13 protein-coding genes and 1 tRNA gene are annotated in these 13663 nt (G+C 65.9%); 9 read left to right on the top strand and 5 right to left on the bottom strand.

The genetic code is table 11. From position 1 onward, the window contains the following. The first annotated feature begins 79 nt into the window (after positions 1 to 79). The 3 genes from AC1Q5P_RS11225 to AC1Q5P_RS11215 are packed head-to-tail and all read left to right on the top strand — an operon-like array spanning position 80 to position 2665. Entirely contained in the window at positions 80 to 805 is a 726-nt protein-coding gene (locus tag AC1Q5P_RS11225; RefSeq protein WP_039336128.1) for an AAA family ATPase, read from the top strand. 13 nt (positions 806 to 818) lie between these two features. Further along, entirely contained in the window at positions 819 to 1343 is a 525-nt protein-coding gene (locus AC1Q5P_RS11220) for a hypothetical protein (protein ID WP_039336296.1), read from the top strand. A gap of 20 nt (positions 1344 to 1363) precedes the next feature. Then, positions 1364 to 2665, top strand: a complete 1302-nt coding sequence (locus AC1Q5P_RS11215) for an SPOR domain-containing protein (RefSeq protein ID WP_492518976.1) — start codon at positions 1364 to 1366, stop codon at positions 2663 to 2665. A 257-nt stretch (positions 2666 to 2922) separates the two neighbouring features. Here the strand turns inward: AC1Q5P_RS11215 and AC1Q5P_RS11210 are convergent, their stop codons facing one another. Further along, positions 2923 to 4152 (bottom strand): dihydroorotase, encoded by a 1230-nt coding sequence (locus tag AC1Q5P_RS11210; RefSeq protein WP_492518975.1) that lies wholly within the window; start codon positions 4150 to 4152, stop codon positions 2923 to 2925. Further along, the gene (locus AC1Q5P_RS11205; protein ID WP_492518974.1) at positions 4149 to 5174 is read right to left on the bottom strand and encodes an aspartate carbamoyltransferase catalytic subunit; all 1026 of its coding nucleotides are present in this window, start codon (positions 5172 to 5174) and stop codon (positions 4149 to 4151) included. Before AC1Q5P_RS11205 ends, AC1Q5P_RS11210 begins: the two co-directional genes overlap by 4 nt. An 87-nt stretch (positions 5175 to 5261) precedes the next feature. Here AC1Q5P_RS11205 and sppA point away from each other — a divergent pair, with 87 nt between their 5' ends. Beyond that, positions 5262 to 7139 carry a signal peptide peptidase SppA gene (gene sppA / locus AC1Q5P_RS11200; RefSeq protein ID WP_492518973.1) on the top strand — a complete coding sequence of 626 codons (1878 nt, stop codon included), beginning with the start codon at positions 5262 to 5264 and terminating at the stop codon, positions 7137 to 7139. 19 nt (positions 7140 to 7158) lie between these two features. Continuing rightward, positions 7159 to 7362, top strand: coding sequence for a hypothetical protein (locus tag AC1Q5P_RS11195; RefSeq protein ID WP_193827668.1), 204 nt, complete (start codon positions 7159 to 7161; stop codon positions 7360 to 7362). Between the two features lie 141 nt (positions 7363 to 7503). On the opposite strand, the gene AC1Q5P_RS11190 is transcribed toward AC1Q5P_RS11195, so the two are convergent. Continuing rightward, a complete protein-coding gene (locus AC1Q5P_RS11190; RefSeq protein ID WP_193827669.1) occupies positions 7504 to 7686 on the bottom strand; it encodes a hypothetical protein in 183 nt (60 codons plus the stop codon). 132 nt (positions 7687 to 7818) lie between these two features. On the opposite strand from AC1Q5P_RS11190, the gene AC1Q5P_RS11185 reads away from it, so the two are divergent. Both AC1Q5P_RS11185 and tig read left to right on the top strand, forming a co-directional pair. After that, positions 7819 to 7903, top strand: a tRNA-Leu gene (locus tag AC1Q5P_RS11185). A 69-nt stretch (positions 7904 to 7972) separates the two neighbouring features. Next, positions 7973 to 9541: a trigger factor gene (tig, locus tag AC1Q5P_RS11180; protein WP_492518972.1), complete on the top strand. Its 1569-nt coding sequence runs from the start codon at positions 7973 to 7975 to the stop codon at positions 9539 to 9541. Positions 9542 to 9924: 383 nt separating this feature from the next. Here tig and AC1Q5P_RS11175 read toward each other — a convergent pair whose 3' ends face one another. Continuing rightward, positions 9925 to 10341 (bottom strand): hypothetical protein, encoded by a 417-nt coding sequence (locus tag AC1Q5P_RS11175; RefSeq protein ID WP_492518971.1) that lies wholly within the window; start codon positions 10339 to 10341, stop codon positions 9925 to 9927. A 223-nt stretch (positions 10342 to 10564) separates the two neighbouring features. Here AC1Q5P_RS11175 and AC1Q5P_RS11170 point away from each other — a divergent pair, with 223 nt between their 5' ends. Continuing rightward, on the top strand, positions 10565 to 11281 hold the full coding sequence (locus AC1Q5P_RS11170) for a thermonuclease family protein (RefSeq protein ID WP_492518970.1): 717 nt from the start codon (positions 10565 to 10567) through the stop codon (positions 11279 to 11281). 5 nt (positions 11282 to 11286) lie between these two features. On the opposite strand, the gene AC1Q5P_RS11165 is transcribed toward AC1Q5P_RS11170, so the two are convergent. Further along, positions 11287 to 12750 (bottom strand): amidase, encoded by a 1464-nt coding sequence (locus AC1Q5P_RS11165; protein WP_492518969.1) that lies wholly within the window; start codon positions 12748 to 12750, stop codon positions 11287 to 11289. Between the two features lie 199 nt (positions 12751 to 12949). Between AC1Q5P_RS11165 and clpP the strand changes: the two genes are divergently transcribed. Next, a complete protein-coding gene (gene clpP, locus AC1Q5P_RS11160) occupies positions 12950 to 13642 on the top strand; it encodes an ATP-dependent Clp endopeptidase proteolytic subunit ClpP (protein WP_039336292.1) in 693 nt (230 codons plus the stop codon). Positions 13643 to 13663: the final 21 nt, after the last annotated feature.

The following is a 13663-nucleotide window of genomic DNA, read 5'->3' as shown; positions in this document are numbered from 1 at the left end:
CGATCTGCGAATCCGGACGCGAAGAGAACGTGGCGTGCGCCTGCATCATTGCGAGGTGCGAATATCAGGGGGTTTGGCTTTGCGCGTACTGGCATTGGCATCGCAGAAAGGCGGATCGGGCAAGACTACGCTGTCCGGTCACCTCGCCGTCCAGGCCCAGCGCGCTGGAGCAGGGCCCGTCGTGCTGATCGACATCGACCCCCAAGGCTCCCTTTCCGATTGGTGGAACGAGCGCGAGGCCGAATTTCCGGCCTTTGCCCAGACGACTGTTGCCCGCCTCGCTTCCGACCTCATGATCCTGCGCCAGCAGGGCTTCAAGCTTGCGGTCATCGATACCCCGCCCGCCATCACCATGGCCATCCAGTCGGTGATCTCGGTCGCCGAACTGATCGTCGTGCCAACCCGCCCGAGTCCGCACGACCTGCGCGCCGTCGGTGCCACGGTTGACCTGTGCGATCGCGCCGGCAAGCCGCTGATCTTCGTGGTCAACGCCGCCACGCCCAAGGCGCGCATCACCTCGGAAGCCGCCGTGGCACTTTCGCAGCACGGCACGGTAGCCCCGGTGACGCTGCATCATCGCACCGATTTTGCTGCCTCGATGATCGATGGCCGCACCGTCATGGAATGCGATCCCGGCGGCAAGTCGGCGGCGGAAGTGGCTGCATTGTGGACCTACATTTCCGAGCGACTCGAAAAGAACTTCCGCCGCACCGTCTTTGCCGTGCCGCAGCAGGCCGCTGCCATCCCGATGGCAGGCGCGCCGCGCCCGATGGGTGGCTTCGGCCGCCGCGTCGTCGGTTCCTGAGGAGGCGCCGCCCATGAGTGCCGCCAAGCCTCTCGCCTCGCTTTCGCCCAGCCTGCTTGCCCGCAAGGGGGCTGCCCGTCCGGCGATGCGCCCGCAACTGGCCATCAGCTACGATGAGCAGAGCCGCTTCCTCTCGCAGGACGATCTCGGCTGGAATGACCTTGGCGAAGACATCGCCGAAGTCGCCGCTCCGGCTCAGGTGGAGCAGCCCGTGGTCGTCCAGCAGATCGAAGCGCTGGCCGAAAAGGTCGCCGCCTTCGAGAAGCCTGCGCCGTCGAACGAATTTGCCTCGGCAGCTTCGATCAAGATCGTCCGCAATCGCCTGAAGGGCGGCAAGCCGGTCCGGTCCGCACTGCAGGAAGGCCGCAAGGCCGCTTTCACGCTACGCCTCGATAACTACCGCCACATGCGCCTTCGCCTGGCCTGCACGCTCGAAGATCGCAGCGCGCAGGAACTGGTGACCGAGGCGCTCGACCGCTTCCTGGCCGAACTTCCCGGGCTTGAAGACCTCGCCCGCCGCGCCGTGACGCGCAACTGACGCCTGAGGGGACCATGGACATGATCACCGCATTCGCACCCAACCGCGCCGCCCGCCTGGTGATGTCCACCGCGCTGGCCGCCGGCGTCCTGACCGGCTGTGCCAGCGGCGGCGCCCACCCCGACAAGTACGCATCGTCGGCCCAAGCCGCACTGGCCAAGGGCACCACGACGGCCGCGATCGACAATGCCGAGAAGGCTGTCCTCGCCGATCCGCGCAACGCCGCCTACCGCGTGCTGCTCGGCAATGCCTACCTCAAGGCCGGGCGCTTTGAATCCGCGCGTCAGGCCTATGACGATTCAATGGAGCTTGGCGAAGACTCGAGCCGCACCGCGCTCAGCCTCGCGCTCGCCGACATTGCCCTTGGCCGCCATGCCGAGGCGATCGACACGCTCAATTCCTACCGCGACAGCATTGCCGCTTCGGACTACGGCCTCGCGCTGGCGCTCGCCGGCCAGCCGCAGCAGGGGGCACAAGTGCTTGCCCAGGCCCTGCGCGGTGGTGAGAACACGCCCAAGGTTCGGCAGAACCTCGCGCTTGCCTATGCGCTGGCTGGCCAGTGGCGCGAAGCGCGCACCATGGCCGCGCAGGACGTGCCTGCCAGCGAGCTTGGCGACCGCATGGAGCAGTGGGCGCTCATGGGCTATTCCGAACGCACCCGCGATCGCGTGGCCGGTCTGCTCGGCGTGCCGCTGCGTGGCGATACTGGCCAGCCGCAGGCGCTGGCGCTGGCGAACTTCCCGGCGACCGAACAGCTGGCCGCAGAAGCCGCCACCCGCGCGGAACCTGCCGCCGCTCCGGCACTGGCCGAAGCTGCGATCAAGGAACTGCCTGCAACAGAGCCTGAATCACCAGCCCCTTCGCTCGCCGATTCCTCGTCGCAATCGCAGCAGGCGCAGCTTGCCCTGATTGACCTGCCTGCTTCGCAACCGGCTGCGTCGCAGCCTTACGCCCGCCCCGCCGCCGTTCCGGCGCGCAAGAAGGTGCCGGCTGCAAAGCCCGTCGCGGCCCCGGCAAAGGCTGGCACCCATCTGGTCCAGCTCGGCTCCTTCTCGACGCCGGAGGGTGCCCGCCGCGCCTGGCGCCATTACACCGCGCGCAATCCCGAACTGAAGGGGTTCACGAACGTGACCACCAAGGTCTCGGTCAATGGCAAGGCGTTCTGGCGCGTGCAGGCTGCCGGCTTTGGCGGACAGGCTTCCGCCAACAGCATGTGCGGGTCGGTCAAATCGCGCGGCGGCGTGTGCCTTGTCATGCGTGGCAGCGGTGCAGCGATGCCCGGCCCGCAGCGCCCGACCGAAAGCCGCATGGCCAAGCGCTGAGTTTCTAGAGCACTTTCCGACCAATCGGGCTTACCGTGATTGTCGCAGGGAGCTTCTCGGCAAGGAGCCTTGTGCAGGGCGGGCTGGTTGCCCGTCCAAGCAAGGCGACGCTGTCCGAGGGGCTCCCTCCTCGATCCTCGCGCTCGGCCAAAATCGGCTCCGTCACGGTGAGCCAGATTGGTCGGAAAGTGCTCTAAAGTTACCGTGTGAGAGCGGGCGGGGGGCGCGGTACCGAAAGGTTCCGCGCCCTTGCCGTATCAGTCGATCCGCGCGCCGCCCTTGAACAGCGCGGTCACGCGGCCTTCCACGGGCCTGCGATCGAACGGCGTATTCCCGGCCGCCGCTGCCATCTTGTCGGAATTGACGATCCACGGCCGGGCAGGATCGACCACCGCGATGTCCGCTTCCGTGCCCACCTCAAGCCGCCCGGCCTCCACGCCCAGCAGCCGCGCCGGGTTGGCGCAGAGCAGTTCGAATGCGCGGGCCATCGTGATCACGCCATCGCGGACGAGCGTGAGCGTCAGCGGCAGCAGCGTTTCGGCCCCGGCCATGCCCGGTTCCGCATCCGCGAAGGGCAGGCGCTTGTCCTCCGGCCCGCGCGGATCGTGGCCGGATGAGATCACGTCGATCGTGCCGTCGCCGATCGCCGCGATCACCGCCTTGCGGTCCGCATCCTGCCGCAGCGGCGGGGACATCCGGCAGAAGGTGCGAAACCCGACGAGTTCGAGGTCAGACAGGATGAAGTGCGCCGGCGTAACCCCCGCCGTCACCTTCACCCCACGCGCCTTGGCTGCGCGCACCAGATCGAGCGCCCGCGCGGTCGTCACCTGCCGGAAATGGACATGCGCGCCGGAAATCTCGGCTAGCGCGATGTCGCGCGCCACGGCCAGTGCTTCGGCCTCCGCTGGCGCGCTTGGCAGGCCCAGACGCGTCGCCACGTCGCCTGCCGTCGCCACGGCGCTGCCGGTGATCCCAGCGTCCTCGGCATGCGTCACCACCACCAGCCCCAGCATCGCGCAATAGCGCAGCAACCGAAGCATCACGCCCGAATCCGCGATCCAGCCGCGCCCGGTCGCCACGGCCTTCGCGCCCGCATCGCGCATCAGCGCCAGTTCGGCCAGCTCGCTGCCTTCAAGCCCGCGCGTCGCCGCCGCCAGCGGGTGAACCCACATGTCCGGCTTGCCAGACTGTGCCGCGAAGCGCACCCGCGCCGGATGGTCGAGTGGCGGCCCCTGGTCGGGCATCAGCGCCGCCCGGGTGATCCCGCCGAAGTGGAACGCGGGCTTGTCGATGGCAAAAACGCCCAGATCAACAAGGCCCGGCGCGATCAGCTTGCTGCCCGCGTCGAAGACGTCGTCCCCTTCCTGCGGCGTCACATCGCCGAGCGCCACAATGCGCCCGCCCTCGCAGCGCACGGCTCCGGCCACAGGCTCGCCTGCGCCCAGCACCAGCTTCCCGCCGGTTATCGTCAAAGGCCGCGCGATCATGCTGCTGCTCCTTGCGCATCCCAGCCCGGCACGCCGCGCGTCCGGCGGGTCAGCACTTCCAGGCAGGCCATGCGGATCGCCACTCCCATTTCCACCTGCCGCGTGATCAGGCTGCGCGTTGGGTGGTCAGCCACGGTCGAATCGATCTCGATCCCGCGGTTCATCGGACCCGGATGCATCACGAAGGCATCGGGCTCGGCCTTCGCCAGCCGCTCCGGCGTAAGCCCGTAAAGATGGCGGTATTCGCGGGGCGAGGGGATGAACTGCCCGCTCATGCGCTCCTGCTGCAGGCGCAGCATCATCACGATGTTGGCGCCCTTCAATGCCGCATCGAAATCGTGGAACGGGGTCACACCCATTGCCTCGACCTCGGCCGGCATCAGCGCGGGCGGCGCGCAGACCCGCACGTCCGCGCCCAGTGCGGTCAGGCTCAGGATGTTGGATCGCGCCACGCGGCTGTGCAGGATATCCCCGCAGATCGTCACCTTCAGCCCGTTGAGGTCTGACCCCACCGGCAGCCCCAGCGCGTGGCGCATCGTCAGCGCATCCAGCAGCGCCTGCGTCGGATGCTCGTGCTGGCCATCGCCCGCATTGAGCACCGGGCAATCGACCTTCTCGGCAATCAGCCGCACCGCGCCGGAACTCGCATGGCGGATCACGATGGCATCGGCGCGCATGGCGTTGAGGGTCATCGCCGTGTCGATCAGCGTCTCGCCCTTTTTCACGCTGCTGGTGGCGGCGTGCATGTTGACCACGTCCGCGCCCAGCCGCTTGCCCGCGATCTCGAAGCTCAGGAGCGTCCGGGTGGAGTTCTCGAAGAAGGCGTTGATGATCGTCAGACCGTTCAGCAGATCGGTCTTCTTCTTCGGCTGCCGGTTCAGCTCCACCCACTGCTCCGCCTCGTCGAGGAGGTAGAGAATCTCGTGGCGCGCGAGCTGGCCGATGCCGGTCAGGTCACGGTGCGGGTAGGCGAGGCCGCCCGCTGGATAGCGGCCCGCTTGGGGTGTTGTTGGGCTTTGCATTGAAACCAGTTCCCTAGAGGGCAGTTGGTTCAGTCTCAAGCCGTTTCCCGCTGGTCAGGGCAGGTCGTCCACAATAGAGTCTCGCCCATGAGCTTTGCCAAATCGGTCTGGAAGATCCTCGTCGCCATCAAGGACGGTCTCGTCCTGCTGTTCCTGCTGCTTTTCTTCGCAGGCCTCTACACCGTCCTCACGCTGCGGCCCGCTCCCGGCATGGTCCGTGAAGGTGCGCTCTACCTGCCGCTCGAAGGCCGCGTGGTCGAGGAAGCGAGCGAGATTTCGCCCACCCAACTGCTCTCAGGGCAAACGCCCGAACCGGAATACACCGCCCGCGACCTCTCGCGCGCCATCTCGGCTGCGGCAGACGATAAGCGCATCAAGGCCGTTGTGCTCGATCTTGAGGCTTTCGGAGGCGGCTCGGCCGTCCACCTCAGCCAGATCGGCGCAGCGATGGACAAGGTGCGCGCGGCAAAGAAGCCCGTGCTCGTCCGCGCGCTGATCTACACCGACGATGCGATGCAACTGGCCGCGCATTCGTCCGAAGCCTGGGTCGATCCCATGGGCGGCGTTGCCATCAGCGGCCCCGGCGGCACGTTGCTGTTCTACAAGGGCCTGATCGACAAGCTGAAAGCCAACGTCCACGTCTTCAAGGTCGGCACCTACAAGAGCGCGGTGGAGCCCTACATCCGCGCAGAAATGTCGCCCGAAGCGCGCGAGGCGATGCAGGCAGTCTATGGCACGCTGTGGCAGAACTGGCAGGACGAGGTGAAGAAGGCCCGCCCCAAGGCCGACCTGACCCTCGCCACCACCGACCCGGCCAAGTGGGTGCGCGACAACGGAAACGACGCTGCACAAGCCGCGCTCAAGTCCGGCCTTGTCGACAAGATCGGTGACCGCGTGGCCTTCGGAAAGCGCGTGGCCGAGATTGCCGGCGCAGACGAAGACGCCGGGCTTGGCGCCTTCAAGGCCACCGAACTCCCGGTCTATCTGGCTGACAAGCCCGTCTCGAAGCAGGGCAGGGCCGTCGCCGTCGTCACCGTCGCGGGCGAAATCGTCGATGGCGATGCCGGCCCCGGCACCGCGGGCGGCGATCGCATCGCCGATCTGGTCGACGGCGTGGCGCAGAGCGATGACTATGCGGGCCTCGTCCTTCGCGTCGATTCGCCGGGCGGCTCGGTCATGGCGTCCGAACGCATCCGCGCGGCGGTGGAGCGGGTGAAGGCCAGGGGCCTGCCGGTCGCCGTCTCGATGGGCAGCCTTGCCGCCAGCGGCGGGTACTGGGTCTCCACGCCTGCCCAGCGCATCTTTGCCGAACCCAGCACGATCACCGGCTCGATCGGCGTCTTCGCCGTGCTGCCCACGCTCGAACAGACGCTGCCGCAATATGGCGTGACCACCGATTCGATCCGCACGACCCCGCTCTCGGGCCAGCCGGACCTTCTGGGCGGCCTCAGCCCGCAGGTCGAAGCGCTGCTGCAGGGCCAGGTCGAACAGACCTACACCCGCTTCCTCGGCCTCGTCGCCAAGGCGCGCGGCAAGTCATCGGCCGACATCGACAGAATCGCGCAGGGGCGCATCTGGGACGGTGGCACCGCCCGCCAGCTCGGCCTCGTCGACCAGTTCGGCGGCCTGGATGATGCGGTGGCATGGGTCGCCAAACAGGCCAAGGCAGAAACCTTCCACGCTGCCTACATCGAAGACGAACCCAGCCCCTTCGCCCAACTCCTCCGCCAGATGGAAACCGGCGAAGCGCCCGAGGCACGGGCACACGATCTGGCGGGCGCTTTGGCGGCACAACAGCAGGGCCTGCTGGCGCGGATGCAGGCGGACGTGATGCGCCTGATGGAAGGCGGCGGGATCAGGGCTTATTGCCTGGAGTGTGAAAGCAACTCCAACGGCTCGGCACCCTCGAGTTCCGACGCGTCATCCAACGCAACTTGGTCACTGATCGCCAGGCTTCTGGCATGAGGCAATAGCGAGATCACCCATGCCGATGGTTGAAGTCTATGGCGAAGATGAAATGAAGCCCATGTTCAAGGGTGAATTTTCGTTCTTGCCCCGCTTGGGCGAATACATTTCGAAGGATGCGGGAGGCTACTTCGACTATTGGACAGTGAAGGAAATCTGGCACAGAGAAGAGGGTGAAACGGGCGTCTTTCAAGCGTGTCTGCGCGTGGAAATAAATGACTGACAACAGTCATCACGCCTGCAGATTCGTCACCCTGAACTTGTTTCAGGGTCCATATCTCCCTTTGCAAGGTCCGTGGTTGGCGAGAAATGGATGCTGAAACAAGTTCAGCATGACGACGCTTTCAACCAATCTCCTGCTGCTTCAATCCGGTGCAGCTGGCACCTCCTGCGGTGCGCCCGGTTGCACCTGATCCGGCTCCACCACCGGCGCCTCGTCGGGCTGGATGACGGGCGGCACGCCGTCCGGTTCAATCACCGGTGGGCTTTCGGGCGGGGACTGGGGTTCGATTCGGTCTGGTTGCGGGGAATCGGGGGTCGTGGCCATCGTGCGGCTCCTTGAAAGGTTTGCGCTTTCTTCCCCAACTCAGGCCGTCATACACTGTTCCGACCCGTAATTCCAAGGCGCTTGCCCTTTTCAAGCCACTGCGATAGGGGCACCGCTCGCTTTTCGCCGGATGCGGGCGTGGCGGAACTGGTAGACGCGCTGGATTTAGGTTCCAGTATCGCAAGATGTGGGGGTTCGAGTCCCTTCGCCCGCACCAGTCCGCGCGCCGGCGTCCGAGTCAGCTTTTCCCGCGCAAGCGCGTGACATACATGAAAGTTGGATCAGGATGCAGATCGTCGAAACCACCAACGAGGGCCTGAAGCGCGCCTACACCGTCACCATCCCCGCGGCCGACATCGCCGCCCGGGTCGAAGGTGAGGTCAAGAAGATCGCGCCGCAGGTGCGCATGCCCGGCTTCCGCCCCGGCAAGGTGCCCGCCAACCTCGTCCGCAAGATGCACGGCCCGGCGCTCCACCAGGAAGCGCTGCAGACCACCATCCGCGAAGCGATGGACAAGCTGGTTGCCGACAACAAGCTGCGCCCCGCGATGCAGCCCGCCGTCTCGCTCGGCGAAGGCTATGACGAAGGCAAGGACGCCGAGCTGACCGTCGAGCTGGAAGTCCTGCCGCAGATCGAAGCGCCGTCGCTCGATGGCCTGAAGCTTGAAAAGCTGACCGTTCCCGTCACCGACGCCGAAGTCGACGAAGCCGTTGCCCGCATCGGCGCTGGCCAGAAGTCCTTCACCGACGCCAAGAAGGGCGCGAAGGCCAAGGACGGCGACCAGATCATCATCGACTTCCTCGGCAAGGTCGATGGCGTTGCCTTCGAAGGCGGCGCGGCTGAAGACACCCCGCTGGAACTCGGCGCGGGCCGCTTCATCCCCGGCTTCGAGGAACAGCTCGTCGGCGTGAAGGCCGGTGACGAAACCGTCATCACCGTGACCTTCCCGAAAGACTACCCGGCCGAGAACCTCAAGGGCAAGGAAGCCACCTTCGACATCAAGGTCAAGGCGGTGAAGAACCCCGGTGAGTTCGAAGCCAACGACGAATTCGCCAAGATGCTCGGCCTCGAAAGCCTCGAGCAATTGAAGACCCTGCTGCGCGGCCAGCTGGAGCAGGAAACTGCCGGCCTGACCCGTACCCAGATGAAGCGCGCGCTGCTCGATCAGCTTGCCGCCGGTCACGATTTCGCCGTGCCGCCTTCGATGGTCGATGCCGAGTTCGAGCAGATCTGGGCCCAGCTTCAGCAGGAAGCCCAGAACGAAGAGAACCCGGAAGAAGCCCTGAAGGAAATCGAGGCCGAGAAGGACGACTACCGCAAGATCGCCGAACGCCGCGTGCGTCTCGGCCTGCTCCTGTCGGAAATCGGCCAGGCCAACGGCGTGACCGTTTCTGCCCAAGAAATGGAAATGCTGATCCGCCAGGCTGCGCAGCAGTACCGCGAACAGGACCGCCAGCGCTTCGTCGACTACGTGCGTTCGGAACCGCTTGCCGCCGCCCAGCTGCGCGCGCCGCTCTATGAGGACAAGGTCGTCGACTTCCTGTTCGACAAGGCCGAAGTCACCGAGCGCGAAGTGACCAAGGAAGAGCTGCAGGCCGCGATCGAGGCTGAGGAAGGCGCGGCCGCCGCTCCGGCCAAGGCCGCCAAGAAGGCTCCGGCCAAGAAGAAGGCTGCCAAGGACGAAGCTCCGGCCGAGGAAGCTGCTGCTCCTGCTGAAGCTGAAGCCGAAGCGCCGAAGAAGAAGGCCGCTCCCAAGAAGAAGGCCGCCGAGGAAGCCCCTGCTGCCGAAGCCGCCGCTGAAGAAGCGCCTGCTCCGAAGAAGAAGGCTGCACCGAAGAAGAAGGCCGAAGGCTGATCGCCATTTCGGATTGATCCGGCTTGCGAAGGCCGGATTTCGGACGGCCCGGCGCGCATCAGCACGCCGGGCCGTTGGCGTTTCTGGCCATGCGCTACGTAATTGCGCGCCGCTTGAATGCGTATTTCGTTAGGAAAAGTGCAGACCATTCGGTTTCCGATCCATCTCCCGTTCGCACCCAAGTCGCATTGTGCCAGCATCCATCGGCAAGGAACCTCGTCTGGGGGAACTGCCATGCACACCGTTCGCAATCGTGTTGCCTCGCGTCCACGTCCGCCCCGCGCTTCCATCAGGGGGAAAGCGCCTCGCTCCAAAGTGTCGGCAGTCTCGCTGCGTGAGCCTTCCTTCCTGCTGCGCCAGGCAAATCCGCCAGCCTTTCCCGATCACCTTATCCTGCCAGCACCGCGCGGCGCGGTGATCGCCAGCATCCCGTGGCCGGAAACGCCAGCCACGCCCTCATCGAAGAAGCCCCGCAAGGTCGCCAAGGGGAAGAGCGCAAAGCGCCGCCCCACCACCGCCCGCAAGGCCAGCCGCAAGAAACCCGCAAATCGGACCAAGGCCTCCGCGAAGCGAGCTTCGGCTGTAGCAATCGCTGCGCTGCCGTCCACGGAGACTCCGGCTGCCATGACCACGATCGACCTGCTCGACCGCGCGCTCGCGCTGGAGCCCGAAGTTCCCGAAGCACTGCCTGAACGCCATTCGGCCACAGCCTCCGCAACCGTGGCCGAACCCACCCCGCTGCCGCGCTCGCACGCCCCCTGCGTCCGCGCGGCAGCGGCCTTCTGGAAGTCATCTCGCATTGGTTCCACAGCCTGGCGGCCTGGCGCAGGATGCGCAGGGACACCGCGCAGAAACGCAGCAGCCTCGCTCGCGCCAATGCCCGCCAGCGCGCGCTGCAATCGCAATTCGAAGCCCTCGGAGCCCTGCAGTCGCAGACGCAAATTCAGGCGCAATTTCAGGCGCAAACCAAATCCTAACCCTGCTTGCGCGAAGGAATGGCCTGCCCCGGTCAGGAGATTCCCTTTGCGCGCCTTCATCGCCCTGCTGCTCGCCACGACCCCGCTACCCGCTGCCGCGCAGATCATCAGCGGCAATGCCACGGCACTCGATGGCGACACGATCGACATGACCGGCCAGCGTATCCGCCTGTTCGGCATCGACGCGCCCGAACTCGGCCAGAAATGCGCGCGCGGCGGCACAAACTGGGACTGCGGCGCAGATGCGAAGCGTCATCTTGGCCTGCTGTTGCAGACGGGTGAGGTGAAATGCAGCGTCCGGGCGCAGAACGCGCAAGGCCTCGCGGTTGGCCAGTGCATGATTGACGAACGGGACCTGTCCGAAGCCATGGTCGCCGCCGGGTTTGCCGTTGCCATTGAAAACAGCCCCGGCGACGCGCCCTATCTGGAAGTGGAGCAGGCCGTGAAGACCGCGAAGGCCGGCATCTGGGAGGGCACTTTCGATCGGCCATCAGACTGGAGGAAGGCCCGTCCTCAGGCCGGTATTGCGGCCAGCGCCAGCCAGAGGGCGCAAGGGGTTGCGCGATCGACGCGGACTGGCGGGGCCCAGGTCTATCGCAACGCCTTCGGCTGCGCGATCAAGGGCAATGTCAGCCAGCGCAACGGCGAGTACATCTATTACCTGCCCGGCATGAAGTACTATGACGGGACCCGGCCCGAGCGGCTCTTCTGCACCGAGGATGAGGCCCAGGCCGCAGGCTTCCGCCGGTCACGCGGCGGCTAGGGACCTTACTCCCCCCAGCGCTTGAACGAGGGGACAGGCACTGCGGCGGTCCGGGCGCGTTCGTAGGCAGCGCCCGCTTCCAATACGCGCTTGTCGTCCCACTTCGCGCCCATGATCGAAAGGCCGATGGGCAGGCCCTCTACCGCGCCCATCGGCACGGACAGATGCGGATATCCCGCGATGGCCGAGAGATTGCCGGCGCCCACGCCAACGAAGTGATCGCCCAGCACCAGGTCGATCGGCCAGGCCGGGCCCTCGGTCGGCGCGACAAGGAAGGTCACCTTGTTCTCGCGCAGCAGCCTGTCGATGCCTTCGGCCCCGGCGAGCTTGAGCGAATTGGCGCGTGCGGCGGTATAGCCGATCTGGTCGGTCGTCGCTTCGGCCTGCTCGAAAACGTCCTGCCCGAACCAGCGCAGTTCGTCTGGATGCGCCTTGTTGAAGGCGATCAGGTCGGCAAGCGACTTCGGCCCCTGCTTGGCGGGCAGGGAGCGCAGGTAGGCGCCCATGTCCTCGCGCAGTTCGTAGAGCAGCACGGTGAACTCGTCGCGGCCCATTTCGGGCGAGGGTTCGAACGCGATCTCGACCAGCTCCGCGCCCGCCGCCTTCAGGTCGGCCAGCGCCTTGTCGAACAGGGCAAGCAGGGCAGGGTGGTTGCCCGCCTGCTTGCGCAGCACGCCGATGCGGACGCCTTTCAGGTTGGCGGTGGCGAGGCCTGCGGTGAAGTCTGCCTTGCGCTTGTCGGCCTCGGCGGTGGCGCTATCGGCGGGGTCGGTCCCGGCGAGCGCATTCATCAGCAGCGCGGCATCGGCGACGCTCCGGGTCATCGGTCCCGCCGTGTCCTGGCTGTGGCTGATCGGGACCACATAGGTGCGGCTGACCATGCCGACGGTAGGCTTGAAGCCGACGATGCCATTGACCGAGGCCGGGCAGGTGATCGACCCGTCGGTCTCGGTGCCGATGGCTGCCCAGGCAAGACCCGCGGCAATAGCCGAGCCGCTGCCTGATGACGATCCGCACGCCGTCCGGTCGATCGCGTGGGGGTTCTTCGTCTGTCCTCCGATCGCGCTCCAGCCGCTGGACGAGGAGGACGAGCGGATGTTGGCCCATTCCGAAAGGTTGGTCTTGCCCAGGATCACCACTCCCGCCTTGCGAAGCCTTGCGACAAGCGGAGCGTCGCGGCCGGTGACGTTGTCTTTCAGGGCCAGGCTTCCGGCGGTCGTGGCCATTGGGCCTGCAACCTCGATATTGTCCTTGATCAGCACCGCCTTGCCCGCAAGCGGTCCCTTGACCTTCCTGGCGGCAGCCTCCTCCTTCGCCGCATCGGGGTTGATCGCCAACACCGCGTTGAGCTTCGGTCCGGAGTCGTCGACCGCCGCGATCCGTGCCAAGTAATCGGACACACTCTGCGCCGCGCCGCATGAAGGTAGTGCAGCAGCGGCCATGGCAGAGCAAAGAAACAGCATTCTCATCAAGCCGACCCCACGCCAGAATCTCCGCCGGATGCTGCGCACGGCCCGCCGCACTTGCAAGCGCCTTGATGGCGGCAGCACCTTCGGGCGTGTCACCAAACCGGCTTTCGACCCGCAAATCCCCGGATTCGGGGTTAACGCCCTTGAACATCGCGTCGTGGCACGCGACATAGCGAAGCCTAACCATATGAGGATTTCCATGCTCGACCTGTTCGGCGCATCGAGTGCGCAAGGCAAATTCACCACCGATCCCGTCACGGGCGCGCTGATCCCGGTCGTGGTCGAACAATCGAGCCGCGGCGAACGCAGCTTCGACATCTATTCGCGCCTGCTGCGCGAACGCATCATCTTCGTGACCGGCGAAGTCGAAGACCACATGGCCTCGGTGATCATCGCCCAGCTCCTGTTCCTCGAATCGGAAAATCCGTCGAAGGACATCTCGATGTACATCAACTCGCCGGGCGGCGTGGTGACGGCAGGTCTCGCGATCTACGACACCATGCAATACATCCGCCCCCGCGTGTCGACCGTGTGCATCGGCCAGGCTGCGTCGATGGGCTCGTTCCTGCTTGCTGCCGGTGAGCCGGGCATGCGCATTGCGCTGCCCAACGCGCGCATCATGGTCCACCAGCCTTCGGGCGGCGCACGCGGCATGGCCTCGGACATCGAGATCCAGGCGCGCGAGATCCTGCGCATCCGCAAGCGCATGAACGACCTTTACGTCAAGTTCACCGGCCGCTCGCTCGACGAGATCGAGAAGGCGATGGACCGCGACACCTTCCTCGAAGCCGAGGAAGCGAAGAACTTCGGGCTCGTCGACAAGGTGTTCGAATCGCGTCCGGTGACCGATTCGGTCGGCGGCGAAGAAGGTTCGGGCGGCGCACCCGCATAAGGAATAACCCTGAGGGTCAAG

Source organism: Novosphingobium sp. GW835-FHT14H07, from assembly GCF_058793515.1.
Note: the sequence above shows the minus strand (reverse complement) of the source record. Positions and strands in the feature narration are given on the sequence as shown.

Coding starts and splice junctions, on each gene's coding strand:
- AC1Q5P_RS11220 (WP_039336296.1), top strand. CDS start 819: ATGAGTGCCGCCAAGCCTCTCGCCTCGCTTTCGCCCAGCCTGCTTGCC.
- AC1Q5P_RS11215 (WP_492518976.1), top strand. CDS start 1,364: ATGATCACCGCATTCGCACCCAACCGCGCCGCCCGCCTGGTGATGTCC.
- AC1Q5P_RS11210 (WP_492518975.1), bottom strand. CDS start 4,152: ATGATCGCGCGGCCTTTGACGATAACCGGCGGGAAGCTGGTGCTGGGC.
- AC1Q5P_RS11205 (WP_492518974.1), bottom strand. CDS start 5,174: ATGCAAAGCCCAACAACACCCCAAGCGGGCCGCTATCCAGCGGGCGGC.
- sppA (WP_492518973.1), top strand. CDS start 5,262: ATGAGCTTTGCCAAATCGGTCTGGAAGATCCTCGTCGCCATCAAGGAC.
- AC1Q5P_RS11195 (WP_193827668.1), top strand. CDS start 7,159: ATGCCGATGGTTGAAGTCTATGGCGAAGATGAAATGAAGCCCATGTTC.
- AC1Q5P_RS11190 (WP_193827669.1), bottom strand. CDS start 7,686: ATGGCCACGACCCCCGATTCCCCGCAACCAGACCGAATCGAACCCCAG.
- tig (WP_492518972.1), top strand. CDS start 7,973: ATGCAGATCGTCGAAACCACCAACGAGGGCCTGAAGCGCGCCTACACC.
- AC1Q5P_RS11175 (WP_492518971.1), bottom strand. CDS start 10,341: ATGCGAGATGACTTCCAGAAGGCCGCTGCCGCGCGGACGCAGGGGGCG.
- AC1Q5P_RS11165 (WP_492518969.1), bottom strand. CDS start 12,750: ATGAGAATGCTGTTTCTTTGCTCTGCCATGGCCGCTGCTGCACTACCT.
- clpP (WP_039336292.1), top strand. CDS start 12,950: ATGCTCGACCTGTTCGGCGCATCGAGTGCGCAAGGCAAATTCACCACC.